Annotated in this window: 22 protein-coding genes and 1 pseudogene; 13 read left to right on the top strand and 10 right to left on the bottom strand. The window is 45.2% G+C overall.

Features of this window, described 5'->3' with window-relative positions; genetic code table 11:
* Positions 1 to 191: pseudogene (locus H4I94_RS12600) on the top strand (IS4 family transposase); the annotation flags it as partial.
* A 53-nt stretch (positions 192 to 244) separates the two neighbouring features.
* Here the strand turns inward: H4I94_RS12600 and H4I94_RS12595 are convergent.
* Together H4I94_RS12595 and H4I94_RS12590 are read right to left on the bottom strand one after the other, a co-directional pair.
* Positions 245 to 1960 (bottom strand): cation acetate symporter, encoded by a 1716-nt coding sequence (locus H4I94_RS12595; RefSeq protein ID WP_092820468.1) that lies wholly within the window; start codon positions 1958 to 1960, stop codon positions 245 to 247.
* 4 nt (positions 1961 to 1964) lie between these two features.
* Positions 1965 to 2294 carry a DUF485 domain-containing protein gene (locus tag H4I94_RS12590; RefSeq protein ID WP_092820469.1) on the bottom strand — a complete coding sequence of 110 codons (330 nt, stop codon included), beginning with the start codon at positions 2292 to 2294 and terminating at the stop codon, positions 1965 to 1967.
* Positions 2295 to 2475: 181 nt separating this feature from the next.
* Between H4I94_RS12590 and H4I94_RS12585 the strand changes: the two genes are divergently transcribed.
* Complete coding sequence (locus H4I94_RS12585; protein ID WP_261183311.1) at positions 2476 to 5967, top strand: PAS domain-containing hybrid sensor histidine kinase/response regulator; 3492 nt, start codon at positions 2476 to 2478, stop codon at positions 5965 to 5967.
* 426 nt (positions 5968 to 6393) lie between these two features.
* Complete coding sequence (locus H4I94_RS12580; RefSeq protein WP_092820472.1) at positions 6394 to 7161, top strand: hypothetical protein; 768 nt, start codon at positions 6394 to 6396, stop codon at positions 7159 to 7161.
* A 97-nt stretch (positions 7162 to 7258) separates the two neighbouring features.
* On the opposite strand, the gene H4I94_RS12575 is transcribed toward H4I94_RS12580, so the two are convergent.
* Positions 7259 to 7909 carry a response regulator gene (locus H4I94_RS12575; protein ID WP_086196617.1) on the bottom strand — a complete coding sequence of 217 codons (651 nt, stop codon included), beginning with the start codon at positions 7907 to 7909 and terminating at the stop codon, positions 7259 to 7261.
* A 376-nt stretch (positions 7910 to 8285) separates the two neighbouring features.
* On the opposite strand from H4I94_RS12575, the gene msuE reads away from it, so the two are divergent.
* The 7 genes from msuE (at position 8286) to H4I94_RS12540 (ending at position 15093) form a co-directional block, all read left to right on the top strand.
* Complete coding sequence (gene msuE, locus H4I94_RS12570) at positions 8286 to 9020, top strand: FMN reductase (RefSeq protein WP_261183310.1); 735 nt, start codon at positions 8286 to 8288, stop codon at positions 9018 to 9020.
* A gap of 35 nt (positions 9021 to 9055) precedes the next feature.
* Positions 9056 to 10162, top strand: a complete 1107-nt coding sequence (gene sfnG, locus H4I94_RS12565) for a dimethylsulfone monooxygenase SfnG (RefSeq protein WP_261183309.1) — start codon at positions 9056 to 9058, stop codon at positions 10160 to 10162.
* A gap of 235 nt (positions 10163 to 10397) precedes the next feature.
* The gene (locus H4I94_RS12560) at positions 10398 to 11813 is read left to right on the top strand and encodes a PQQ-dependent sugar dehydrogenase (RefSeq protein ID WP_261183308.1); all 1416 of its coding nucleotides are present in this window, start codon (positions 10398 to 10400) and stop codon (positions 11811 to 11813) included.
* Between the two features lie 509 nt (positions 11814 to 12322).
* Complete coding sequence (locus H4I94_RS12555; protein ID WP_261183307.1) at positions 12323 to 13351, top strand: MerR family transcriptional regulator; 1029 nt, start codon at positions 12323 to 12325, stop codon at positions 13349 to 13351.
* A 185-nt stretch (positions 13352 to 13536) separates the two neighbouring features.
* Positions 13537 to 14202: an HAD-IA family hydrolase gene (locus H4I94_RS12550; RefSeq protein ID WP_314732922.1), complete on the top strand. Its 666-nt coding sequence runs from the start codon at positions 13537 to 13539 to the stop codon at positions 14200 to 14202.
* Positions 14203 to 14255: 53 nt separating this feature from the next.
* Positions 14256 to 14696, top strand: coding sequence for an SRPBCC domain-containing protein (locus H4I94_RS12545; RefSeq protein WP_261183306.1), 441 nt, complete (start codon positions 14256 to 14258; stop codon positions 14694 to 14696).
* 136 nt (positions 14697 to 14832) lie between these two features.
* Entirely contained in the window at positions 14833 to 15093 is a 261-nt protein-coding gene (locus H4I94_RS12540) for a hypothetical protein (protein ID WP_131274176.1), read from the top strand.
* Positions 15094 to 15255: 162 nt separating this feature from the next.
* Here the strand turns inward: H4I94_RS12540 and H4I94_RS12535 are convergent, their stop codons facing one another.
* Positions 15256 to 16437 carry an acyl-CoA dehydrogenase family protein gene (locus tag H4I94_RS12535; RefSeq protein ID WP_261183305.1) on the bottom strand — a complete coding sequence of 394 codons (1182 nt, stop codon included), beginning with the start codon at positions 16435 to 16437 and terminating at the stop codon, positions 15256 to 15258.
* 131 nt (positions 16438 to 16568) lie between these two features.
* A complete protein-coding gene (gene acs, locus H4I94_RS12530) occupies positions 16569 to 18512 on the bottom strand; it encodes an acetate--CoA ligase (protein ID WP_131274178.1) in 1944 nt (647 codons plus the stop codon).
* Positions 18513 to 18808: 296 nt separating this feature from the next.
* On the opposite strand from acs, the gene H4I94_RS12525 reads away from it, so the two are divergent.
* Positions 18809 to 19390 (top strand): DUF805 domain-containing protein, encoded by a 582-nt coding sequence (locus H4I94_RS12525; RefSeq protein ID WP_092820490.1) that lies wholly within the window; start codon positions 18809 to 18811, stop codon positions 19388 to 19390.
* A gap of 110 nt (positions 19391 to 19500) precedes the next feature.
* Positions 19501 to 20478: a mechanosensitive ion channel family protein gene (locus tag H4I94_RS12520; RefSeq protein WP_261183304.1), complete on the top strand. Its 978-nt coding sequence runs from the start codon at positions 19501 to 19503 to the stop codon at positions 20476 to 20478.
* Here the strand turns inward: H4I94_RS12520 and H4I94_RS12515 are convergent.
* The 5 genes from H4I94_RS12515 to prfB form a co-directional block, all read right to left on the bottom strand.
* Entirely contained in the window at positions 20461 to 21174 is a 714-nt protein-coding gene (locus H4I94_RS12515; RefSeq protein WP_261183303.1) for a 16S rRNA (uracil(1498)-N(3))-methyltransferase, read from the bottom strand. The two genes, H4I94_RS12520 and H4I94_RS12515, sit on opposite strands and share 18 nt — an antisense overlap.
* Positions 21175 to 21377: 203 nt before the next feature.
* Positions 21378 to 22658, bottom strand: a complete 1281-nt coding sequence (locus H4I94_RS12510) for a 3-deoxy-D-manno-octulosonic acid transferase (protein ID WP_261183302.1) — start codon at positions 22656 to 22658, stop codon at positions 21378 to 21380.
* A gap of 111 nt (positions 22659 to 22769) precedes the next feature.
* Complete coding sequence (locus H4I94_RS12505; protein WP_261183301.1) at positions 22770 to 23846, bottom strand: alkene reductase; 1077 nt, start codon at positions 23844 to 23846, stop codon at positions 22770 to 22772.
* Positions 23847 to 23885: 39 nt separating this feature from the next.
* Positions 23886 to 24188, bottom strand: a complete 303-nt coding sequence (locus H4I94_RS12500; RefSeq protein ID WP_131274183.1) for an ArsR/SmtB family transcription factor — start codon at positions 24186 to 24188, stop codon at positions 23886 to 23888.
* A 232-nt stretch (positions 24189 to 24420) separates the two neighbouring features.
* Positions 24421 to 25516 (bottom strand): peptide chain release factor 2 gene (prfB, locus tag H4I94_RS12495; RefSeq protein WP_131274184.1). Its coding sequence is split into 2 segments (ribosomal slippage): positions 24421 to 25443 and positions 25445 to 25516, totalling 1095 coding nucleotides; the frame shifts between segments, so codons are not numbered across the junction.
* Positions 25517 to 25936: 420 nt separating this feature from the next.
* Here prfB and H4I94_RS12490 point away from each other — a divergent pair.
* Complete coding sequence (locus H4I94_RS12490; protein WP_092820504.1) at positions 25937 to 26725, top strand: putative porin; 789 nt, start codon at positions 25937 to 25939, stop codon at positions 26723 to 26725.
* The last annotated feature ends 41 nt before the right edge of the window (positions 26726 to 26766 follow it).

Here is a 26766-nt window from a genome sequence, read left to right as displayed (position 1 = left end):
TCTGGATTGCGATGATCGCCTATTTATTGGTGAGTTTCGCTCAACATTTAGGGAAAACAGGTTGGACAGTTCAACGTTTACTCAGAATAATTCAAGTGAATTTGTTTGAAAGAAGAACTTTAAAAGCTTTATTTTCACCCGATAAAATACCCATAAAACAAGAGGAAGCTCAAATGAGCTTCCTCTTGTGAAAAATTGTGGGACAGCAATGCCCCTGACGGGGCTTTTTTAAAGTAACGTTATCTTAGTGATCTGATGCACCAGAGATACCGATACCTGTTTGTGAACGTACATACTGAGCATCGAAAGCTTTGCGTTCTGCATGCGCACGAGCCGAGCTGTCAGTCACAGAGAATAACCAGCAGCACAGGAACGATAATGGCATTGCAAAGATTGCTGGGCCATTGAATGGGTTGACTGGTGTCTCAGAAATACCGAACGTATCTACCCAAACCGCTTTAGACAAGATGATTAGAGTCACTGCAGCAACAAGACCTACAACACCACCAATTACCGCACCACGAGTGGTCAAACCTTTCCAGAACATTGACAGTACCAGTACCGGGAAGTTGGCACATGCCGCTACCGAGAATGCCAGACCCACCATGAAGGCAACGTTTTGTTTCTCGAACAGGATACCCAAAATCATCGCAAAGATCGCAAGACCTAAAGTGGCAATTTTAGACATGCGCAGTTCAGATTCAGGAGTCGTTTGGCCTTTCTTGAATACGTTTGCATACAAGTCATGTGAAATTGCTGAAGCACCAGACAGGGTCAAGCCAGCCACAACCGCAAGAATCGTTGCGAATGCTACCGCTGAAATGAAGCCCATGAACAAGTCACCGCCAACAGCATCAGACAAGTGAACTGCAGCCATGTTGTTACCGCCAACAAGCTCCAACTTGCCAGTTACAGCCATTTTCGCTACATCAATGAATTGCGGGTTGTTTGATACGTAAAGGATCGCACCGAAACCGATGATGAAAGTTAAAAGATAGAAGTAACCGATGAAACCTGTAGCCACAACCACTGATTTACGTGCTTCTTTCGCATCTTTTACGGTAAAGAAACGCATCAGGATATGTGGTAGACCTGCTGTACCAAACATTAATGCAAGACCAAGTGAAATCGCATCAATCGGGTTCGCTGCCAGTTTACCTGGGCCCATGATATTGCCTGCTTCTGCAAGGCTGATTTCATGTACTTTAGAGAACACCTGGATTGATTGTTCAAACATGTTGGTGAAGCTGAAGCCCACGCCTTTCATTACCATGAAAGCCATGAAAGTTGCACCTGAAAGTAACATCACCGCTTTGATGATCTGTACCCAAGTCGTTGCCAGCATACCACCGAAGATTACGTAAGCCATCATCAAAAGGCCCACAATCACCACAGCAATGTTGTAGTTCAGACCGAATAGAAGCTTGATCAGCTGACCTGCACCAACCATCTGAGCAATCAGATAAAAGGCAACAACAACCAAAGAGCTAAGAGCTGCCAGAGTACGTACCGGTTTTTCTTCCAGACGGAACGAAACCACGTCAGACAAGTTGAATTTACCCAGGTTACGTAAACGCTCTGCGACCAGGAACAATACGATTGGCCAGCCCACCATGAAACCGAGTGAGTAAAGCAAACCGTCAAAGCCTGAGCTGAATACCATTGCGGAAATACCCAGGAATGATGCTGCTGACATATAGTCACCGGCAATCGCCAGACCATTCTGGAAACCTGAGATACCACCACCTGCAGTATAGAAATCTGCAGTACTGGTGGTTTGTCTTGCTGCCCATTTGGTAATCAGCAAGGTGAAGCCCACGAAAATCGCGAACATAATAATCGCATGCCAGTTGGTTGCTTGCTGTTCAGCTGCACCCAAATCCGGACCTGCCATTGCCATACCTGACATCAGTAGCGTAGAAGCAGCGAGTGCTTGCGCTTTCAATGAATTCCATTTCATCTGATTACTGTCCTTTCTCATTCGCAATTGCTTCAACTTCTCGCATCGCTTCTTCATTTAATGCATCCAGTTTATTGTTTGCAATATATGAATAAACACCACATAAAATGAAAGACAATACAATAATGCTCAAGCCGAGTGGCATACCTACAGTGGTAACGCCGCCGCTAACCGAACTCATTAAGAATTCTTTGTTATAACCAACTAAAAGCATGAAGCCGACATAAACAATCAACATGATGATTGTTAATGTCCAACTTAATCTGCTTTTTCTGCTGACCATTTCTTTAAATTTGGGATTCTGTAGAATACGTTCTACATGTGCCTCATCCATAATCATGCTCCTGTGTGCACCCAGCCATAGGTGTTTTTTTAATTCGAATTATTTCGTTGTCTAACTTAACAATCTTATTAGGTTCTTGTAATTACTACTTTGGTGTTAAATTTTGATCAATTAAAGCGGCGAGATTATTAGATAGGGTATTATTACGACATAAATTTATGCTGTAGGCAATATGAATAGTTGGCTCATTATCGGGGTACTCGCCCTTTATATCGCGTTACTCTTTATCTGTGCATTTTTTGGTGAAAAACACGCGAGTCGCCTAAGTACTCGTGGTCGCATGTTACTCTTTAGTCTAACCTTAGGGGTATATTGCTCATCCTGGACATTCTACGGTGCAACCGGGGCTGCAGTTCGTGAAGGCATTATCTTTCTGCCAATTTACCTGGGTCCCCTGATTTTTGTCGGTGTCGGTTATGATATCTGGCGCCGTTTAGGCCGTGTGCGCCAGCATCACGCCATTTCGTCTATTGCAGACTTTGTGGCTGCACGTTATGGCAAAAGCGGCCCTTTGGCATCCCTGGTCACCATTCTGGCAGTCATCGCGATTATTCCCTATTTAGCCTTGCAGCTCAGAGCCATTGCCTTGAGTGCATCGGTGATTCTGCAAGAAAATAGCGGGATTCAGGGCACCACCAATAGTGTGCTTTTCTTGACTGGAATTTTAGCCATTCTAGCCATGCTGTTCGGTACTCGGCAAATTGCCAATACCGAACAGCATGGCGGTTTAATGCTGGCCGTGGCATTTGAGTCTTTTGTCAAACTGTTTGCCCTGCTGTGTGTGGCCCTGTTCTTTGTCTTTGATGCACCCGAAAACCTGGGGCAAATTTCCACAGATGTGGTAGAAACCTTTAAACAGGTTCAGCTGTTTGGTGTTCCCGAAACCTTCTGGGTGCAAACCTTGCTCGCAGCCTTGGCGATTATCTGCTTACCACGACAATTCCATGTCGCGGTGGTTGAACTGCGGGATGAAAAACATATTCGGGGTGCACGTCGCTGGTTTGCCACTTACCTGATTCTGACCACACTGGCGATTATTCCGATTGCCAGCTGGGCGTTGCATGCTGCACCGCATTTTCTTGCAATTCCCGATGTGGCTGTACTGTCCTTGCCGCTCAGTTATGATCAGGAGTGGCTGACACTTCTGGCCTTCCTGGGGGGGTTCTCCGCTTCTACGGGCATGCTGCTGGTCTCTTCCGTGGCCTTGTCGATTATGCTCAGTAATGACCTGATTATGCCTGCCTTATGGCGTACCGGCATACTTTCACGTCATGACAAGCGTCTGCCTCTGGTGCTGAAATTTACCCGTCGGGTGTGCATTTTAGCGGTCATGTTGCTGGGTTTCCTGTTTTTCCATTTCTTTAATGACATTGACCAGCTTTCAGTATTTGGCTTGCTGGCCTTCAGTGCCGTGGCCCAATTTGCTCCAGCATTGATTGGTGGCCTGTATTGGCGTGGTGGCAGTAAACAGGGCGTATATGCAGGTCTGATTGCCGGTTTCGTGATGTGGGCCTATACCTTGCTGTTGCCTACCGTACTGCGCAGCCTGCCTGCTGAATACAGCTATTTTAGCCAGCAATTCCTGCTTGCAGGGCCTTTAGGCATGGACTGGTTACGCCCCGAAGCGCTGTTTGGTTTTCAGTCTTTTGCTCCCCTCACCCATGGCGTGACCTGGGCATTGGGTCTCAATATTGTGCTTTATATCTGGGTGTCGCGAATTTTCCGTCCCAGTATTGCCGAGCAAATTCAGGCGGAAAGTTTTTTCTATTATGAAACCAAACCTTTGCCGACCCACAGTGCCTCAAGTGAAATCAATTATTCTCACCAGGATGTGGCCCGTCTGAAGGTGGGCGATTTAATTACCCTCGCCAAACGGATTACCGGTGAAGGCCCAGCTACCCAAGCCTTTCAGCAGTTTTGCGCCCAAAACAACGTCATACTGAATGAAAACAGCAATGCCAATGGCATGTGGTGGCGCTTTACCGAACAGTATCTGGCCGGAACGATTGGTGCTGCTTCGGCGCGTACCCTGCTCACCACCGCCATGGTGAATAATGGTCTAGCCCTGGGTCAGGTCGCCAATATTCTGGATCAGGCCTCGCAATGGCAGCGTTTTAACCAGAACCTGATCATGACCATGATTGACCATATGACCCAGGGGGTGAGCGTGGTCGATGAAAACATGTGTCTGGTGGCTTGGAACAATCAATACCTGAAACTGTTCGATTATCCGAAAGATATTGTCTATGTTGGCTGTCCGATTGCCGACCTGATCCGTTATAACGCCGAGCGCGGTGAATGCGGGCCGGGTTCGGTCGAAGAACACGTGCGCAAAAGGATTCACTGGATGGCCATGGGCAGCGCGCATGAATTTGAACGGATCCGTAAAGATGGCCGCGTGATCCAGATGCGCGGCAATCCGATTGAAGGCGGCGGCTTCGTCACCACCTTCGCCGATATTACCGCTTTCCGTGAAAATGAGGCGGTACTTGAGGCACGGGTACAGGACCGTACCCAACAGCTGGCCGATGCACTTTCCGAGCAGCAACTGGCCCGCGAACAGGCTGACCGTGCCAACATGTCCAAGAGCCGTTTCATTGCAGCGGCCAGTCACGACCTGTTACAGCCAATGCATGCCGCACGCCTGTTCAGTACCGCTTTAGAACAAAGCGTACAGTCGGATGAAGACCGCAAGACCCTGCAACAGCTTGATCGCGCCTTGCATGGTGCAGAAAGCATGCTGTCTGCCCTGCTGGACATTGCCCGTCTCGAAGGCGGTACCATCCAGCCGAAACGTCAGCCTTATCCCTTGCATGACCTGTTAAGTGATCTGGAACTGCAATTTAAATCCATTGCCGCTCAACGTGGCATTAAATTCAGCGTGCATGATGCACAGTTCTGGATTGATACCGATCCACAATGGATTCGCCGGATTATTCAGAACTTTGTCAGCAATGCCCTGCGCTATACCGCTAAAGGCAAGGTTGTGGTGGGCGTACTTCGCTCTGCAGAAAAACCGCGCCATATCCGGATTGGCGTTTGGGATACCGGTCCCGGAATTGCCGAAGAACAGCGCATCAAACTGTTTCAGGAGTTTGAACGCTGTGGCCATACTTCGCCTTGGGGCGAGCAGGGTCTTGGACTCGGCCTGGCCATTGTGCAGCGCATGACCAGCCTGCTGGACTATCCGGTACATGTCTATTCTGAATATGGCAAGGGCTCGTGTTTTATGATTGAAGTGCCAATCGTGGATGCGCCTAAAGTGGTGGCAGCGCCAGTACAGGCGACCCCACTGAAAAGCAAGGCCTACAAGATTCTATGTCTGGACAATGATGAAACCATTCTGGAAGGAATGACCACCTTACTGACCAAATGGGGCTATCAGGTCTTTAAAGCCACTGAACCTGAACAGGCGCTAGAACTCATTCAGCAAGAAAATATTCAGGTGTGGCTGGTCGATCAGCACCTGAACAACAATAAAATTGGTCTGGATTTCATTCTGGCCAACCGTCAGGAACAGGTTCCGGTGGCACTGATTACCGCAGATTCTGATCCTGAATTGCCACAGCATTTGAAAGAACTGAATATTGTGCTGCTGAAAAAGCCGTTAAAACCGGCATCACTGCGTTCCTGGTTATCGGGCTTAAAAATTTCTGGTTCTTAAGCGACTTATTCAGAAATCACTGCAGATCAAACGCCCATTTCATGTATGTGAAATGGGCGTTTTCATTACATAAAAACACCCTCTATTTACCTCACTGGCAATTTATTTTCTGTTCTAGGCAAAACTGCTCAAATTCTTTAATTTAGCCGCTCCTTTATTGACCAAAAATTTCAACCTTGCATTTCCTATGGCAAAGATGATCAAAATTTAAATATACACTTGTATAATTGGTTACAATTTTTTCAAGTCATTATTATTAAAAAAATTTTTAGAGGAAAAATCTATTATATAACTTTAGTCGTATTCCGTTTGTAGTCAGCCTGGCTCATATATGAGAGCAATAAGTGATCAGTTTAATCTGTCTATCAGTCTGCCTCAAAACGCTGCCCAAGAAACTGATCATCATAGAAAATACAGGAGTTTAAGATGAACATTTCTGAAGCCGGAAGTTATGGCGTAGATCAATCGCAACAATTTTACCGTCAATATGGGGCCAATGCCCTGTTGCCCGAAATTCAATGGACCGAATTATTTAGACCCAGCCACTTAAAGGACACTCATATTCAAGCCCTGAATACCCTGTATCAAAGCGCCGTCCCGCTTGCCTTGCAGGTCTTCGATGAGTTGAATTTTGATGTCTTTAGCCCTGCAGCTTATAAACCGCAAGGCTTGGGTTTATTTGAGAAACTCGCTGAACAGGAAGACAAGCTGATTCAGTCTTTAGCCGCTGAAGCTAAAGACTTAACGGATAAAGTCCGTCACCAGATTTGGAGCATGTTATTGCGTGGTGGTGCCGTGCTGGTGTTTAAGGCATGGCTTGGAAAAGTCAAAACCGATCAGGATCTGCTCGACACCACCCAGTTTGATGAACTCTCTGATCTGCTGTTTATTAAAACCCCACCCCTGGAATTGGCAAAACATTTAGGCATCAATGCCCATGCCGATGAAGATCATATTTTCCTGCTGTATGGCAGCGATGTCTATTTAGACCGCTTTAACAGTCTGGAAACCGCAGCATTGTTTGTCGATTTGGGCGTATATGATGCTGCCTTCTTGAGTTTGCGCGATGACAGTGTGGCTGAATATCTGAAAGAGAAAGCCTATGTCACTCAAGAGCAAATTGATGATCTGCAATGTGCATTGAATCCCTTATTTTGCACAGACAGCACTCCCAGACAAAGCTGCGTCGCCTAATGCAAGACATTAAAAGCTTTGTTTTTTAAAGTCATTTCCAACAAAAAAAGGCACTTTTATCAAGTGCCTTTTTTTGTTCAATGCTCTATGCAGCAGATTACATTTTCTTTTCTTCGATATTTAGCGCACTGATGGCCAATACGGCCTGAGTACGATTTTGCACATTCAGTTTACGGAAAATGGCCGTCACATGTGCCTTAATGGTCGCTTCAGAAACATCCAGTTCATAGGCAATCTGCTTATTCAGCAAACCTTCCGCCACCATCATCAATACGCGGAATTGTTGCGGGGTAAGTGACTGAATACGTTCTGCCAATGCGGTTTCATCAGCTGCACGCGGGTCAAAGTTCATGTTGGCAGGCAAGTTTGGCGGTAACCAGATTTCCCCTTCCAGTACCTGACGGATTGCCTCACCAATATGGCTTGGATGCGCAGATTTCGGAATATAACCCATTGCACCATGGGCTATGGCACGTTGAATAATCGATACTTCTTCATGCGCAGACACCACAATAATCGGAATGGATGGATATTGGGCACGGACATGCACCAAAGCCGAAAAGCCCGAAGCTCCCGGCAAATTGAGATCCAGTAAAACCAAATCTGGTTCCGGTCCATTATCCAGGCGCTCATAAAACTCATTGACTGCAGCAGTTTCCTGAATTTGCGCTTGCGGCAAACTGTAACGAACAGCTTGAATCAAGGCATGACGAAACAGGGGATGATCATCTACGATTAAAATATTCATAAGCAGCATGAAAGATCTGGTGCACATTAAGAGCTATTCTAACCACACAAGCACTATTAAGGATATGCAAACAATCACTTTTTTCATCCAATATGGCATTATTTTATTAAAAAACTGCTTTTATTCAGGTTTTTCGAAAAATCATCAAACCTAATCATATTTTGATATAAATTTTATCGGCTAGCTCAAAATACTTATTAACAATGAATATAAATATAAAAATCAAAATATTAGGTGCTATAAAAGCACATTTTAATGACTTTTTATTTTATATCTTAAAATCAGATAACTTTTATTGATTTGCTTATTTTACAGAATATTCCTGCTGTTGATTAATAAAGCTATTCCGAGATTCTATGCTTTAGGTTATTCAAAAATGTCTATTTTAAACGCGCAAAAACCATTGAATATTGTTGCTGTATCAGGCGGCTTAAACAACCCTTCTAAAACCGAGGCACTGGTACAAGCCATTATTGATGAGTTAGGTGAAGCAACGCCAATTCATGTGCACTTTATTAAATTTAGCGAAATCGGCTCTTTACTGGGCGGTGCAATTTACCGTAACCAGTTGCCACAACGTGTACAGGATGACCTGGCAGCCGTTGAAGCGGCAGATGCCCTGATTGTCGGCACACCGGTTTACCGTGCATCCTTCACCGGACTTTTCAAACATTTCTTTGATTTTGTAGAACAAACTGCCTTGGTCGATGTCCCGGTATTACTGGCTGCATCTGGCGGTTCTGAACGCCATGCCTTGGTGCTGGAACATCAATTGCGTCCATTGTTCAGCTTTTTCCAGGCGCAGACTTTACCAATTGGGGTCTATGCAACCGACCGTGACTTTACCCCTGAATATACCATTCACAGTGAACTGCTGCGTGACCGCATTACCCTCGCTGTAGCACGTGCATTGCCAATTCTTGAGTGGGCGCCTGCCAAAGGCCAGCGCGCTGAAGTGGTCAAAGAGAAATCTCAGCAAGCCAACCAGAACCTCGGCATCAACAAACAGATTGAGCAGGAAGAAGTGCTTCCTTCCGCTGCTGTTCCAAGCCTGGATGCTGCTGAAGAGCGTCTACATGGCAAAAAAGCGCCGAAGCCGCAAGTGGCTTAAAGCAGCTAAGCAATTACATCCTGAGGGTATACAGAATGTCAGTACAAGATAAAAACATTACATTTGCTTATTGGGTGCCAAACGTCAGCGGTGGTTTGGTGGTGAGCGATATTGAACAGCGTACAGACTGGAGTTATGACTACAACGTGCGCCTGGCGCGAACAGCGGAAAACAGCGGCTTTGAATATGCCTTGACCCAGATTCGTTTTACTGCCGGCTATAACGCGGAAAACCAGCATGAATCTGTCAGCTTCAGTCATGGCCTATTGGCGAAGACTGAAAAACTTAAGGTGATTGCTGCAATTTTGCCAGGTCCATGGAAACCGGCACTGGCCGCCAAACAATTGGCGACGATTGACCACCTGACCAATGGCCGTATTGCCATTAACGTGGTCAGTGGCTGGTTCCGCGGCGAGTTTGATGCCATTGGCGAAGAATGGCCTGAACATGACCAGCGTTATGCACGTTCTGAAGAATTCATTCGCAGCTTAAAAGGTGTGTGGACTCAGGATCATTTCAATTTTGATGGCAAGTTCTACCAGTTCAAGGACTATACCCTGGCACCAAAACCGGTGCAAAAACCGCATATTGAAATCTTTCAGGGCGGTAGTTCACGTGCTGCGCGTGACATGGCTTCACGGGTATCGGACTGGTACTTTACCAACGGCAACACGCCAGAAGAACTGAAAAAGCAGATTGATGATATTCGTGAAAAAGCCAAAGCCAATAATCATTCAGTGAAGATTGGTGTGAATGCTTTCATCATCGCCCGTGATACTGAAGAGGAAGCGCAAGCCGTACTGCAAGAAATTGTGGCCAAAGCCAATGTGCAGGCCGTGAAATCTTTTGGGGATGCCACCCGTGAAGCAGGTGCTGCAACATTCGAGGGTGAAGGTAACTGGGCTAAATCGACCTTTGAAGATCTGGTGCAGTACAATGATGGTTTTAAAACCAATTTGATCGGCACGCCGCAGCAAATTGCGGAACGTATTGTTGAACTGAAAGCAGTCGGTGTGGATCTGATTTTGTCCGGCTTCTTACATTTTATTGAAGAAATTGAATATTTTGGACAAAAAGTGTTGCCATTGGTTCGTGAACTGGAAGCGCAGCAGCTCGCTGTTGTCACCTCTAAGTCTGCTTAATCTCGGTAAGCAAACAGACCGTACACGAACTCAAATCATAATAATCAAATGGCTTCTCCATCTTTCCCTCAAGGCTCGGCTTGGGGGATTTTTTTAATTATGCAGCAGAGCTAGCTTTACTCAAACCGAACGCAATAACCAATCGTCAACCAGAAAAAACAAGAACCACATGGTGGCTACTTCAACAAAATTTTAAAGTAAGGCGATAGCGGCAAAAAATAAGCTGGAAATAAAGATGTCTGCTCAATTTTTACTGTCCCTTGCGGGCGCTGCCATTGTATTGGCATTCACCGGATGTGCCTCACCATCCAGGTCACCCATTACAGACAGTTATGGTCCTCAGCCGCATCTGCCTGAACCCAAATCCAGTCTGTTTCCTACAGTCAATATTGCCCCGGCCAAAGGCTGGCCTGCCGGTACAATGCCCACCCCGGCTCCGGGTTTGAAAGTTCAGGCCTTTGCCAAAGAACTGGAACATCCACGCTGGCTGTATGTGTTGCCGAATGGCGATGTGCTGGTGGCTGAAACCGATGCACCGCCCAAACCGGATGACAGTAAAGGTTTTAGGGGCAAAATCATGAAACTGCTGATGAAGCGTGCCGGGTCATCGCATCCGAGTGCCAACCGCATTCGCCTGCTGCGTGACAGCAATGGCGATGGGGTGGCAGAGCAAAAAACCGTGTTCCTGCAAAATCTGAATTCACCCTTTGGTATGGCGCTGGTCGGCAATACGCTGTACGTGGCCAATACGGACGCCTTAATGCGCTTTCCTTATCAAAAAGATGCAACTCAAATTACCGCAGGCGGCAGCAAAGTCCTGGATTTGCCCGGCGGCCCGCTGAATCATCATTGGACCAAAAACGTCATTGCCAATTCTGCGGGCAGCAAACTCTATATTACCGTAGGTTCAAACAGTAACGTGGCTGAAAATGGCCTAGACCAGGAAGCTGGCCGCGCACTGATTATGGAGTTTGATATTACCAGCGGCAAAGCACGGCCCTTTGCCACAGGGTTACGCAACCCGAATGGGATGGACTGGCAACCGCAGAGTGGCATGCTCTGGACAGTCGTGAATGAGCGGGATGAAATTGGCAATGACCTGGTGCCCGATTACCTGACCTCAGTCCAGGATGGCGCTTTTTATGGCTGGCCCTATAGCTATTATGGGCAACATGTGGACACACGGGTGAAACCTCAAAACTCCGAGCTGGTCGCGCGTGCGATTAAACCCGATTATGCTTTGGGGAACCATACCGCATCCTTAGGCCTGACATTTTATACGGCTCAATTGATGCCGCAGTATCGCAGTGGTGCGCTGATTGGTCAGCATGGCTCATGGAACCGTAAACCGCATAGCGGTTATAAGGTTATTTTTGTACCCTTTCAAAATGGCCAACCTTCAGGTCAGCCACAAGATGTACTCACTGGCTTTTTAAATGATCAAGGTGAAGCGCAGGGGCGGCCTGTTGGGGTAGCAGTTGATCGTTCGGGAGCAATATTGGTCGCCGATGATGTAGGCAACATGATTTGGCGCATATCGCCCATTGGTACCATGATGGATAATCAGCCAATCAATAAAACGATTAGCCCTGCTTCTGCGAGTCAACAGCCTGTGAGTTCACAACCTGATTCAGAAAAAGCAGCCCAGTAGTCATGGCCAAATAAAATGACATAAAAAAAGCCCGACATCCTGTCGGGCTTTTTCGTATCGGTTAGTTAAGCATGACTCCTGTCTTGCTTCACGGTCCTGGTGTGTGAATGTTTTATTATTGTTTTATGTTCCGGAACGTCCTGTTCCTGCATGAATTCATCATAGGAAAAAAATCCGGCTGTGCCCATCCGCAAAATCCTTAAATTGATGTGCGCCAAAGCTTACAGAGCCGGCCAATTTTTATGCGTAAAATGGATGGATTTTTCTGGAACAGTAACTGTTGAATAATCGAAAAAAATCGCAAAACTGACTATTTTCAAACAAATGATTGGTAAAACCTTATTGAATAAGAGATGAAAAACATTTTAAAACCAAAGTTGATACATCATTTTTCGATAAATTTTTATCAATTTCATTCAAAAAATATTTTTCGTTAGCTGAAGGGCTTGACCCTTACGTAACGTCAGCCTCTAGCATAAGACACGCCTAAGGAAGAAAGGAGTCCAAAGATGTTGTTACAAGTCGGTGAATTGGCCAAGCGAACGGGGTTAACTATTCGCACCCTTCATCACTATGACGATATTGGTTTGCTTCGGCCTTCGGCCCGCTCCGAAGCCGGTTACCGGCTTTACAGTCGTAAAGATATTACTCGCTTGCACCAGATTCAGGCATTGCGAGGACTTGGAATGACACTGGCAGAAATCGGCGCGGTTCTTAACGGTCCAGACCTTGCACTCGCCCCCTTAATTGATCGGCAGATTCAGGCAATCGATCAGATGATCATCAAGCAGACACAACTGCGCTATCGGCTGAGCAATCTCAAAGATCAACTAATGAATGGTGAAGAGCTGCAACTGGACAATTGGTTAAAAACACTGGAGCTTATGTCTATGTACGAACAGTATTTTACAAAAGAAGAACTTGCGGATCTGACTTTTTTACAAGCAGACAGCAAAGCACAAAAAGAATGGGAAGCGCTCGTCCGCGAAGCAAATGCACTCTTCAAAACCGGAGCATCTTCTGGCAGTGAAACCGCCCGAAACCTCGCTTCACGCTGGATGCAAACTCTCGAACATAACACCGCTGCCAATCCTGAATGGCTGGCTAAACTGAATACGATGCATTCAGCTGAACCAACATTCCAGGAAAAGTTAGGTGTGAGTCCTGAAGTGGTTGAGTTTCTACTAGAAGCATTTGCTGAAAGCAAATTAAACGTTTTTTCACGCTATTTATCCGAGCAGGAATTCGCCTTTATGAAGCAACATTATGCCCGTGAGATGAAAAACTGGCCTCAGCTATTGATTGAACTGGAAAAGGCCCTTCATGCAGGGATTGCACCTGATAGTGAACAGGCAAAGCGTTTGGCACAGCAATGGCTATCCATGTTACAAGGCTATGCGGGCAAAAATCCGGTTACCCATGAGAAGATTCGAAAAGCAATGCAAAATGAACCGACTCTTGCCGAGGGGACCTGGCTCAAACCTGCCACCTTGCACTTTCTTGAAAAAGCCGTAGCGGCGTTGATGGGTTGTGCCTAGGGCATCTAGTTAAATCGGTGCTTTCTTTATAAAGAAGTTTAAAGTGTTATGGCAAGCTTTGCCTCTACCCTAGTAAAGCATCAAAAGAGTATAGCTACGTCATTTACTGACGTAGCTATTAGATATCATCTAATAAACAATTGAGTTAATAGACAAGTGGTTTAATAATAAGGAAATAAAAATAAATCATAATAGGAAAAACTTATCCAGCCGTAGCCTACAAGCTGGTCATTTTCGATTTTGATGGAACATTAGCAGATTCATTTCCATTCTTTGTTTTAACCATAAATCATCTGGCTGAGAAACACGCTTTCAGGAAAATTCCGTTAGATGAAGTTGAATCTTTGAGAGAGCTTGGTCCCCGAGAGCTAATGAAAACACTGGAAGTACCAGTATGGAAACTACCCGCTATTGCGCAGAGCTTTATAAAACTCATGCAGGAGGACCTTTCAAAAATTCCCCTATTCGAGAATATCGAGGAAATGCTTGCCCACCTAAGCGAAAATGGCGTGATCCTGGGTTTGGTTTCTTCAAATGGATACGAAAATGTAACCCGTGTTCTTGGTTCAAGCTGTCGACATTTTAGTTACTTTGAATGCGGTGCATCTTTTTTTGGAAAAGCCTCCAGACTAAGACAGCTTCTAAAAAAAGCAGGATGCCAATCTTCGGAAACGATCTATATTGGCGACCAGATCACCGACTGCGAAGCTGCCAAATCAGTAGGAATCGCATTCGGTGCAGTTTCCTGGGGATACAGTACTGAAGAAATTTTAAAAACACTGTCTCCTGAAGAGACATTTGAAAATGTGGCTGCCCTAAAAAGGCTCGTGAGCAGCGAAAAAACAGCCTAACTGAATTAGGCTTATCAGCAAAAAATCATCAGACTCTATACTAGAGGTAAACTATGCTTTCTTTAAAAATAACGACACATATCGATATTCATGCGACTCCCGAACAAGTCTGGCAGGTATTGACTGACTTCAAACTGTACCAGAGTTGGAACCCTTTTATCCGTAAAATTGAAGGAAAGTTAAACGCAGGTCAAAAATTACAGATTAGTATTCATCCGACTAAACAGAAAGCAATGCAGTTTAAGCCGACACTATTGGAAGTTAAACATGCCCAATCTTTAAGCTGGCTAGGTCACTTTTTGATACCCGGTCTTCTAGATGGCCAGCATTGTTTTGAACTTTATTCCCAAAAGGATGGTCGCACCAGTCTTGTACACTCTGAAACGTTTAGTGGCTTGCTTGTACCCATGATGCGTAGCAAGTTGAAATCGATAAAACATGACTTTGACTATATGAATCAGGCTCTCAAATTGCGGGTAGAATCACATGAATGAAGTTGTAGCACATCAAAAATAGAGAAGTGAAATTTATCTTAAAGAAATTTCTGTTCCTTGTTGAAAATTTTTTGATGATTTTTATGAATTTAAAACGTTTAAACTTAAGCGTATTTTCATTTTTTAGGAATGGTGTATGGAAGAAAGTAGAGCCTTGAATTTAGCAGAGTCACTATGTAATAAAGCTGATTCAATAAAAGACTGTTTAAATCTGTTGAGGGAAAAAGATTGTCTTTTCGATTATACAATTACTAATCATGAAAATATGGGCATCACAGTTATAAGAAGTCATTTAGGTGTGCTACGTCTTTCAGATCTTGCATATGACAATGCTAATAATAAAAAAGGGGAAGATTTAAAAAATTTAATGGTAGTTATCCTCCAAGACATTTATTAATACTTCTAAAATTAACATAATACATCTTATAAAAATTTAAATTTATAAATCATAAATTTAGATCACATCAAAACAATCTAATCTTTATGAATTGGGCTTTTTAATTTATTTTTAGAACCTGAAAGAAAAAGCCTCCTGTAGGAGGCTTTTTGAATATTCAAATCACGAATAAAAACTCGGATCAGGCACTTTAGCCGTTAACACCCACTCCCCAATTTCCTGATATTTATAATCCACCGGGTCATGCAAGGTTTGAGTACGCACATTGCGCCAGAAACGGTCCAGGTTTAATTGGGCTGTGGTGGCTCGTGCACCCATCACCTGAAAAATATTCTGTGTGATATACAGCGACGTATTGGTCGCAGCAATTTTGGCAGTCGCAATGGCAATGGACACTTCACCACGCTGTTCAGCTGTTAGGTCTGCACCAATATCCCAAGCCTTCTGTAGTGTTTCTACCGCTTTAGCTGCCAGTAAACGTACGCCTTCCAGCTGCACATAAAATTCGGCAAAGTGCTTTTGCGTAAAAGGATCATTCACGGCATTTTCCACCAAAGATTTGGACCAGGCTTTTTGGCTTTGTACGGTTTTTCTGGCGGTTTCAAAAGCGCCTTCTGCCACGCCTAAAAACAGATGCACAAAAATCAGTTGCGCAATCAGCGGACGTAAACTCGAATACGGCGTACTCAGTGGTCCCGGATTGAGCAATAATTCATCTTTTTGAATTTTAACCTGCTCAAAATGACTGGTACCGCTGTCGGTCTGGCGTTGTCCCATATTGTTCCAGTCACCTAAAAAGCTCACCCCTTCTCGAGCTGTCGGAATCACGCCTATCAGCAATTTGCCTTCCTCGTTATAGCCTGAGCAGAGCAAGATGTCGGAATCGATCGAACCTGAACAGAAGCTTTTTTCACCCTGAAATAGATATTCATTTTCAGACACTTGGGTTGCGGTGATCCGTCGGTCTAAGGGATTTAAAGTATTGCCCCAAAACAGGTTTTCTTGTGCAGTTTGCTCAAACCATTTTCCATACTGTTCAGGCTGGGAAAACAGTTGCACCGTCGCAATCAGCAAATGATGAAAACCATACACATGTGCCAGTGAACTGTCGACCTGGGCAATGGTTTGAATGGTCTGAAATACCGTTTTCCAGTCCGCGCCCTGACCGCCATATTGGGTTGGAATGGCAAGCCCCAGCAAGCCACTTTGACGGAGTAAATCACGCTCCTGTTTCGGGTTGCCTCCCTGCTTGTCGCGTTCTGCAGCAGTGGTTGCAAACTGTTCCGCCAGTTGCCCGGCAATGTATAATGGATTTGAGGTTAAAAGCGGGGATGAAGCATTCATAATATGATCTGATTATTGCTGTATTTTTAGCTTAGCAGATGATGTTTTCATGTTTTATCTGAATGCCTGCAGTGCTTATGCATAAAATAAAAATACCGCCTGAACATGCAGACGGTATTTTAATCAATCACTTATTTTTCGGGATAGACCGTTGCAATCAGGTTATCCACCACTTGCGGATCGGCCAGGGTTGAAGTATCTCCCAAAGTGTCCAGTTCATTGGCGGCAATTTTTCTTAATATACGGCGCATGATTTTACCGGAACGGGTTTTCGGTAAAGCCGGTGCCCAATGCAAGGCGTCCGGTGTAGCCACAGGGCCCAACACCTTACGTACCCAGTTGATCAGTTCATTACGTAGTTCTTCGGATTCCTCAAAATTTGCCTGTAAGGTCACGAATGCACAGATGCCTTGTCCCTTAATATCATGCGGCATACCAACCACGGCCGCTTCAGCCACATGCTCATGCGCTACCAGAGCACTTTCCACTTCTGCCGTACCTAAACGATGTCCGGAAACATTCAGCACGTCATCGACACGTCCGGTAATCCAGTAATAGCCATCCTTGTCACGGCGGGCACCATCTCCAGTAAAATAGCTTCCCGGATAAGTCGAGAAATAGGCTTCGATAAAACGCTCAGGATCACCCCAGATGGTACGCATCTGACCCGGCCAGGAATCCTTGATGATCAGGTTGCCTTCTGCTTCCCCTTCAAGCTCCTTACCTTCAGCATCGACAATCGCCGGTTGTATGCCAAACAATGGTCGGGTTGCAGAACCCGGTTTTAAATCAGTTGCACCCGGCAAAGGTGAAATCAGGATTCCGCCGGTCTCGGTTTGCCACCAAGTATCGACAATTGGACAGCGGCTTTCACCGACCACGGTGTAATACCAGTTCCAGGCTTCCGGGTTAATCGGCTCACCCACCGAACCGATCAGGCGCAAGCTGCTGCGGTCACTTTCCCGAACAAAGGCATCGCCTTCGCGCATCATGGCACGAATGGCTGTGGGTGCCGTATAAAGAATGGAAACATTGTGCTTGTCGACAATATGACCGGTACGCGCCCAGGTCGGATATTGCGGTACACCTTCAAACATCACCGTGGTGGTGCCATTGGAAAGGGGGCCATAGATCACATAAGAATGTCCGGTAATCCAGCCCACGTCCGCAGTACACCAGAATACATCATCCTGCTTGATATCGAACACTTCGCGGAAAGTGGAGTTCACATAAGTCAGATAGCCACCGGTCGTATGCAACACCCCTTTCGGCTTTCCGGTCGAACCCGAGGTATACAGAATGAATAACGGATCTTCGGCATTCATCGGTTCAGGCGGACAGATTTCATTCACCGACATGATTTCCATGTGATACCACAGATCACGCCCGGGCTGCATTTCAATCGGGTTGCCGGTACGGTGTACCACAATCACATGTTCAACCGATTCAGTTCCGGCAATTTTCAAGGCTTCATCTACGTTGGCTTTGAGCAGAATCGGCTTGCCGCCGCGCATGCCGGAATCGGCAGTAATCACCATTTTGGCCTGGCTGTCCTCAATCCGGCTGGCCAGTGAATCGGGAGAAAAACCGCCAAACACCACACAATGCACCGCGCCAATCCGGGCGCAGGCCAGCATCGCAATCGCGGCTTCCGAAACCATCGGCATATACAGCACCACCCGGTCGCCTTTTTTAATCCCGTTCTTTTTCAGCACATTGGCAAAACGGCAGGTCTCATCATAAAGTTCGTTAAAGGAAATAATCTTGTGACGGGACGGGTGATCGCCTTCCCAGATAATGGCCGGTTTATACGGATGTTCCTTGAGATGACGATCCAGACAGTTGGCACTGAGGTTCAGCTGCCCATCAGCGAACCATTCAATCTTGAAATTGTCCTTGTCGAAACTGGTATTTTTGACCTGAGTAAAGGGTTTGATCCAGTCCAGCTTGTTGGCCTGTTCAGCCCAATATTCATCAGGCTGCGTGATGGATTTCTGATAACGCTCGAAATATTCAGACTCATTGGTGCGAGCGGTTTTTTTAAATTCTTCTGGTACAGGATAGATCTCATTCATTGTTTACTTCCTTGATCTTATTCATCTCATCACGAGATGCTATGCCGCGTTGTTATTGCTTTATTTATTGACTGCATATCTACAGTATGACGATTATTTTTCAACCGCTTCAATCATGCTTTGGTCGTAGTTTATTTATACAATTTAAAACACATACCCCTTATCGTATTCAACAAAAAATATGGTTTTATTCGTATCTGATCTGTTTATTTAATCTTATAATTTAAGCAGAAGATAGTGTTCTAACTTTGCAGAATTCATCATTTTCTTATTTTTATTTTAACCGGAAAAAGCGTATGAAACCGCAAGATGCCTCCCCATTTTTTTCCCGATCCCAACCGGCCAAGGCAGATAATCCGCTTTCTCCGGAAGGTCGTTTCGGTCGTCTGAGTTCAATTGGCTGGTATGGGTTTGTGCATCTGATTGCTTTCTTTGCCACCCTTGCTTTCAGTCTGGCACTGGGCATTTTTAATATGCATACCTTGTCCATGGACAATCAGTTCGTCAATACACTGACAGGAATCGCCGGACTGGGTTTTGTGGTCATTCTGGTGCTTTATCTGTATTTTCTGATCGTGATTACGGTACGCCGCCTGCATGACCTGAACCGTAGCGGCTGGCTGATCCTGCTGTTTTTGCTGCCACTGGTGAATATTTTTATGGGGCTGTATTTGCTGTTGGGTGCCGGGACCAAAGGCATCAACACCTATGGATTGCCACGTGAAACGCCGGTCTGGGAAAAAATATTGGCCTGGTTGATGATTATCATCACGGTACTGAGTTTCCTGGCTTCAGGCAGCATGGTGTCTTATATGTTCGGTACCGGCGAGCTGGAAGTACCGCCACAAGTCATTCAAAAAGGCACCCAGTATTTCTAAAGCCGACTGACAATTTTTGACAAAACGTCAATGAATGCTAAATATTGTCGGTTAAATTTTTGCTCAGTTTCAGGCAAAATAGCGCCCAATGATCATCATCCGGAACACTTGTGGCTGAAAAACAAAACGCCTTGAATGAAGTAACTCAAGACACGTCTCAACTTTTGCATGAAGCAACAGAAAAGACAGCGCAAACTGTCATTGAACATACGGCAAAATACAATGATGCCTATTCCACCATCGACAAATTTGTCGATGCCTTTTGGGAACGCCTGCCTTATTTGTGTATCGCGTTGGTGGTGTTTACCATTTTCTATTTGCTGTCAAAACTGTTTAAGTTCTTTGTCCGTAAAGCGCTTGCGGACCGTAGTTATACCAAGCAGAACCTGGTCCTGGTGCTAAACCGTGTCGGCAGTTCTGCCATCATCTTCATTGGCTTTTTAATTGCCATGGTTATTGCCATTCCAGGTTTTACCCCGGGTCAGCTGATGAGTGCCCTGGGGATTGGTTCGGTTGCGATCGGTTTTGCATTCAAGGACATTTTCCAGAACCTGCTCTCTGGCATCTTAATCCTGCTGGGCGAACCGTTTAAAATAGGCGATGACATTATTGTTTCGGGCATGGAAGGAACGGTTGAGGATATCCAGATTCGCGCGACTTACTTACGTTCCCCCGATGGTCGCCGTATCGTGATTCCCAATGCGACGGTGTATACCAGTGCAGTAACTGTCAACACAGCCTATCAACGCCGCCGTTGTGAATTTGTGGTCGGAATTGGCTATGAAGATGATGTACAAAAAGCCAAGAGCATTATCTTAAGCATTTTAGATAAAGACCCGACCATTTTGAGCCAGCCTGCATTTGCAGTGAACGTCAATGCGCTTGCCGACTTCTCGATTAACCTGAATGTACGTTGGTGGGTCGATACCACGGAAACCACCACTGCAGGTTCAATCAGTGAAGTTCAGGAACATGTAATTAAAGCCTTTGCTGAACACGAAATTTCAATTCCCTATCCGGTTCAGGAAGTGAAAGTTTATCGTGGCAATGACACGACAGAAGTCACTGAATCAGCACGTGCTAAATAAACGGCCCAATACGTAGGGAATTACCGTTTCGGTCCGAATAATACGGTTGCCTAGGCTTAACGCCTGGCAGCCGTTTTTTATAAGTAAATCAATTTCATAAGGGATAAAACCGCCCTCTGGGCCAATCACGATTGTGCAGGGATGATCAATCGCAAAAGGCATGGACTTCTCCACATAAGGATGGGCCACATAGGCAGGACGTTCTGCGGTGATTAAACCGGGCAACACATCTTCAACAAAGGGCTTAAAACGTTTATGGATTTCAATTTGCGGTGCAACCGTATCCCCCGCCTGTTCCAGACCCAAGGTTACATAATGATCTAGCTGCTGTAGAAATGGGGTTTGCCAATAGCTTTTATCGACGCGATAGCTATGCAGCAAAATCATTTTTTCTACCCCCAGAGTCACGCTATCCATAATCAGGCGGCGCAGCACTTTCGGACGTGGCATGGCGACAATTAGAGTCACTGGAAGTTTAGCCGGTACACTTTCTTCTTTAATCAGTTTTAATGTTATCGCCTGTTGGGTCACTTCCACAATTTCGGTCAGATACCGTTTCCCCTCACGAATACCCACTTTGAGCGTATCGCCTACAGTAATCTCCAGATGTTGCTGTAGATGCTCTAACTGACGTTTGCTGCTAATCGACCAGTATTCAGATTCAGTTTGGCGTGGGTCAAGGAGGACAATATTCATAATCTTCTGCTAAAGAATCATTCAACATATTAGGATACGCGGAAAGCGACAGGGATGTCGCCCGCTGATCTGTACAGCATGGATGCTGTATCAGATCAGCAAAGGATTTTTGCTACTTTTGATCCCTCAAAAGTAGAGATTGCCTACGAATCAACATTTAAACTTTTCTGTCAAAATGAGGCCGTATGGTGCATTTGAAATATTTAAATATACTGATCAATCACCGCAATATGTTTGGCTAAAGAACCCTTGTTCTGCAACATAATTTTCTGTGCATGCTGGTTCAGCTGATCCGCAGCGCTGTGATCATTTAACAATTCAATTAAAATTTCAGCCGCTTGCTCTGCATCATTTACGACTTTTACGCCAACCACCTCGACAAACTCATCCACAATGGTCTGGAAGTTAAAATAATTTTTACCCAAAACTGTCGGCACATTTAAGGCAATCGGCTCCAGAATATTATGCCCGCCGCCCGGTTCATTCAGCGAACCGCCCACAAAGCAGACTTGACTCAGGGCATACCACAGCCACATTTCCCCCATCGAATCGGCCAAATAGATTTGCGTATCGGTTTCTATTTTTTGTCCTAGACTACGACGCTGTGTTGAGAGATTTAAACTTTGTGTGGCTTGAAAAACCTCATCAAAGCGTTCCGGATGACGTGGCACCACAATGACCAGCAGTTCTGGATGTTTTTTCAGATAAGGCTTTAGAGCCGTTAACAGTTTCTGTTCTTCAGGGGCATGCGTGCTGGCAAGGGTGATGATTTTACGTGCCGATAAATGCCAGTCCTGCTGCAATTGCTGCGCCTGTTGAATAAAGCTTTGTGGCGCATGAATATCAAATTTAATGCTGCCGAGTACCTGACTTTTATTCTCTGGCATGCCTAAATTGCGGTAGCGGTCTAAAGTGGTCTGGTCCTGAGCCAGCAAGCGTTCCAGACCCATCAGCATACCTTGGGTCAGCCCTTGAACCTTTGCATAGCCTTTGGCCGATTTTTCCGAAAGCCGGGCATTAATCAGTAAACATGGCACTTTAAATTGCTGTGCCTGGTCGATTAAATTCGGCCAGATTTCAGTTTCGACCAAAGCCAGGACTTTTGGCTGATATTTTTGATAAAACGTCTGGACTAATTTTTTCTGATCGGCAGGTAAATACACCGCCTGAAACAAATGTTCATAAGGAGCTTTTAAAAACAGGGATTTGGCCCGAGCCTGCCCTGTCTTGGTGGTATTGGTGACCAGTACCGGATGGCCCAGTTTGAGGTAATGTTCAATTAAAGGCTGTGCCGCATTGGTTTCTCCCACCGACACCACATGAAACCAGAGCGCATGCAGGTTTTTCGGCTGTTGAAATGGACCAAAGCGCTCAAGACATTCTTGTTGCAATTGCTCCGTATTCAGCGCACGTTTTTTAATCTGCCATTTATATAATGGCTTAATTAGAGTAAGTGCCGCGTTGTACCAAAAAGGAGTAGCCAAACAAGTTGCCTCAAATCATGTTTAATCGGCAAAATATAACAGAGCAGCCTTCACATGTTAATGAATTCTGCTCTGTAACATCATTTATTCTGTTCTATTGAAATTAGCTGCTTAACTTTCTGCAAGCTGTTTATTCAGGAAGGGATAGTCAATATAGCCTTCTGCCACATCGGTTCCAATCATGTTTTCCAGCTTCAATTCATTCAGTGGCTCATCTTCTAGCAAACGCTCAAACAGGTCAGGATTGGCAATATAAGCCTTACCGAAAGACACCGCTTCGGCTTTGCCCGATGCCAGCAGCTCAAGCGCATCTTCACGGCTTAAACGCATATTGGCAATATACGGCACACCGTTGGAACGCGCCTTCATTTCCAGACTGATGCTGTCATCGGCCAGATATTCACGGGTAAAGAAGAAGGCGATTTGACGTTTACCCAATTCTTGCATGACATAACCAAAGGTTTCCAAAGGATTGGCATCGCCCATATCATGCTCATCACCACGCGGTGCCAGATGTACACCGATACGGCCTGCGCCCCACACTTCAATCAGTGCATCGACCACTTCCAATAAGAAACGGGCACGGTTTTCAACTGAACCGCCGTATTCATCTTCACGCAGGTTGGTTTTGCTTTGCAGGAACTGGTCAATTAAATAACCGTTGGCTGCATGCAGTTCTACCCCATCAAAACCGGCTGCTTTGGCTTTAATCGCTGCCTGTTTATATTGTTCGGTAATGGCGTGAATTTCCGAAATTTCCAGTGGACGTGGCACCACATATTCACGTTTTGGACGCAGCAGGCTGACATAGCCGGCCTGTTGTACAGCACTTGCTGAAACCGGTGTTTCACCCTTTAACAGATCAGGATGGGAGACACGGCCCACATGCCACAACTGCGCTACAATCAAACCGTCTTTGTCATGCACGGCATCGGTGACAAGCTTCCAGCCTTCCACCTGCTCATCGGTAAACAGACCCGGGGTTTTTTCATAACCGTTGGCTTCTTCTGAAATCACTGTCGCTTCAGAGATGATTAAACCTGCACTGGCACGCTGTGCATAGTATTCCGCCATCATCACTGTCGGAACACGGTCTGCGGTAGCACGGCTACGTGTCAATGGTGCCATTACCACACGGTTTTTAAGTTTGAGTTCACCAAATTGAATTGGGGTGGAAAAATCTGTCATCAAGCCATCCTCTTACAGCTGGCTTAGACCAATTCGAGTCTAAAGCCCATGCTGTAAATGTTGTAAAAATTCCTGAATCAGTGCTTCATTACGAGAAAAATAAGACCATTGCCCATATTTGGTCACTTGAATCAGTCCTGCCTGTTGCAACACTGATAAATGATTGGACATGGTTGATTGGGAAATATCCGCGATTTTTTCGATATGCCCTGCACATACGCCACGACTAAAATCATCCCCACATTCTTCCGTGGAAATGAAACGCTCAGGTTCTTTTAAACATTGCAGAATCTGGCGTCGAATCGGGTTGGCTAAGGCTTTATAAATCGCTTCTGTGTCCATCTCATTTCACTCATGTTCATGATCAGCACCTTCGCAAAAATCATTATATCGAATTTATACGATATTAATATCGAAAATTATCGATATTATGAGTCATTTTGTAAATTGCTGTAATTTTATTCAAATCCAGGTCATTCTAGCATTGTCTGGTCAGGGGCATTCATCCTGCCGATCGACAAATGTTAAAGCTAAAAAAGCAGAGGACCCGCCTCTGCTTTTTCACGCAATAAATTTATAGACCCTGTTTCAAGCTGGCTTCAATAAATTTATCCAGATCACCATCCAGTACCGCACCTGTGTTGGAATTTTCCACACCGGTACGCAAGTCTTTAATACGTGAGTCATCCAGTACATATGAACGAATCTGGCTACCCCAGCCAATATCCGACTTCGAATCTTCAAGGGCCTGAGCCGCTTCATTACGCTTGCTCATCTCTAACTCATAGAGTTTGGCACGTAACTGTTTCCAGGCATGGTCACGGTTGGCATGTTGTGAACGCTGGTTCTGACACGCTACCACAATACCGGTTGGTGCATGGGTTAAACGCACCGCAGAGTCGGTTTTGTTAATGTGCTGACCACCGGCACCCGATGCACGATAGGTATCGGTACGCACGTCTGCCGGATTAATCTCGATCTCGATATTGTCGTCAATCTCAGGAGATACAAACACCGCAGAGAAAGAGGTATGACGACGGTTACCCGAGTCAAATGGCGACTTACGCACTAAACGGTGTACACCGGATTCGGTACGCAGCCAGCCATAGGCATACTCGCCTTCTACGCGAATGGTCGCCGATTTAATCCCGGCCACATCACCGTCAGACTCTTCCATCACTTCAGCTTTAAAGCCATGACGTTCAATCCAGCGCAAGTACATACGAAGCAGCATTGAAGCCCAGTCCTGTGCTTCCGTCCCCCCCGAACCGGCCTGAATTTCCACATAACATGGGTTCGGGTCCATCGGGTTACTGAACATACGGCGGAACTCAAGTTTTGCCAGTTCCGCTTCTGCAACATCAAGTTCAGCCTGCACATCCTCAAGCATGGCTTCTTCGTCTGCTTCTACAGCAAGGTCAAGCATGGCTTGGGCATCTTCAAGCTGAGTGGCTAAGCCATCCAGTACATTCAGTACGTTCTCAAGCTCGCCTTTTTCTTTGGCCATGGCTTGGGCACGGCTTTGGTCATTCCAGATCGCCGGGTCTTCCAGTTCACGCAGAACCTCTTCTAAACGCTCTTTTTTCAGATCGTAGTCAAAGATACCCCCGTAATGTCAGACCACGGTCGTTTAAGTCTTTTAATTGGTTTAGATAAGGATTAATTTCCACGTGAATTACTCTCAATCAGAATATTAGGCTTAAATAGCCGTCAATTATAGCACAGAGCATAGAGGGAGTTTTAAAGCACTTTAATTCAATAACAATTGAGCAAATAGTGAATAAAAAACAGCTCATCCAAAACCCTTATTTGAGAGAGCATTTTTAAGATTCAAATCATTTTTATGTTACAAAATACTTGGTTTTTTATTTAAAAACCGTATAACTCCATAAAAACTCCACAATTTTAATAAAATAAAACATTTCAATTTCTTTATAATTTTCAAATATTTATTTAATATTAATTACACAACATTACCTTAGAAACATTTCTGTAACTTTCAATGGATTGACCTGTTTTTGTTTTGGTCTAGACTAAAAGTTGTAACAAAAAATGTATTATTTTTAACCGAAATTTGAGGGGTAGTATCCATGAAAAAATTAGCCATTGCTTCAGCACTTCTTTCTGCTCTAGCAGTCACAGGTACAGCCAATGCCTACCAGGCCGAAGTCGGTGCAGCAGCATCTTATATTGATCCAGATAACGGCAGTTCAGGTAGTGCTTTCGGTGTAGATGGTACTTATTACTTTAACCCCGTTCAAACTCGTAATGCGCCACTTGCAGAAGCAGCATTCCTTGACCGTGCCAGCAACGTCAATGCGCACGCAACATTTGCTGACCGTGGTGATGTAGATGACAACACGTATGGTGTCGGTGCTGAATTCTACGTTCCAAACTCAGATTTCTATCTGGGTGGTGATGTAAGCCGTAACAACACTGAATACCGTGATGTATTGGGTCAAAAATATGACTTCGATACCACTTATTATTCTGCCGAAGTCGGCTACCTTCCAGCACCAGGCCTGTTAATTGCTGCTGGTGTAAAAGGTTATGACAATGACAATGATGACGGTGTAGATCCAACTCTTCGTGCCAAATACGTGACTCAGCTTAGTAATGGTAAAGACATCAACCTTGAAGCAGGTGCATCATTTGGTGATCTAGACGAGTTCAATCTTGCAGCAGATTACTTCATTGACAAATCATTAAGTGTTGGTGCGGATTACTACAACAACGACTTAACTGATCAAAATGAATTTGGCGTTAATGCGCGTAAATTCTTTAACCAACAAGTCAGCCTTGAAGGTCGAGTTGGTTTCGGTGAAGTCGGTAACAACGACTACAACTCATTTGGTGTAGCTGCTAAATACCGCTTCTAAGCACGCCTTAATCCCTTTTCATCAAATGGCTCATCTTCGGA

The sequence above is a fragment of the Acinetobacter sp. T_3_1 genome, assembly GCF_025377055.1.
Taxonomy (GTDB): Bacteria; Pseudomonadota; Gammaproteobacteria; order Pseudomonadales; family Moraxellaceae; genus Acinetobacter; species Acinetobacter kookii.
This window is presented reverse-complemented; position numbering and strand designations above follow the sequence as displayed.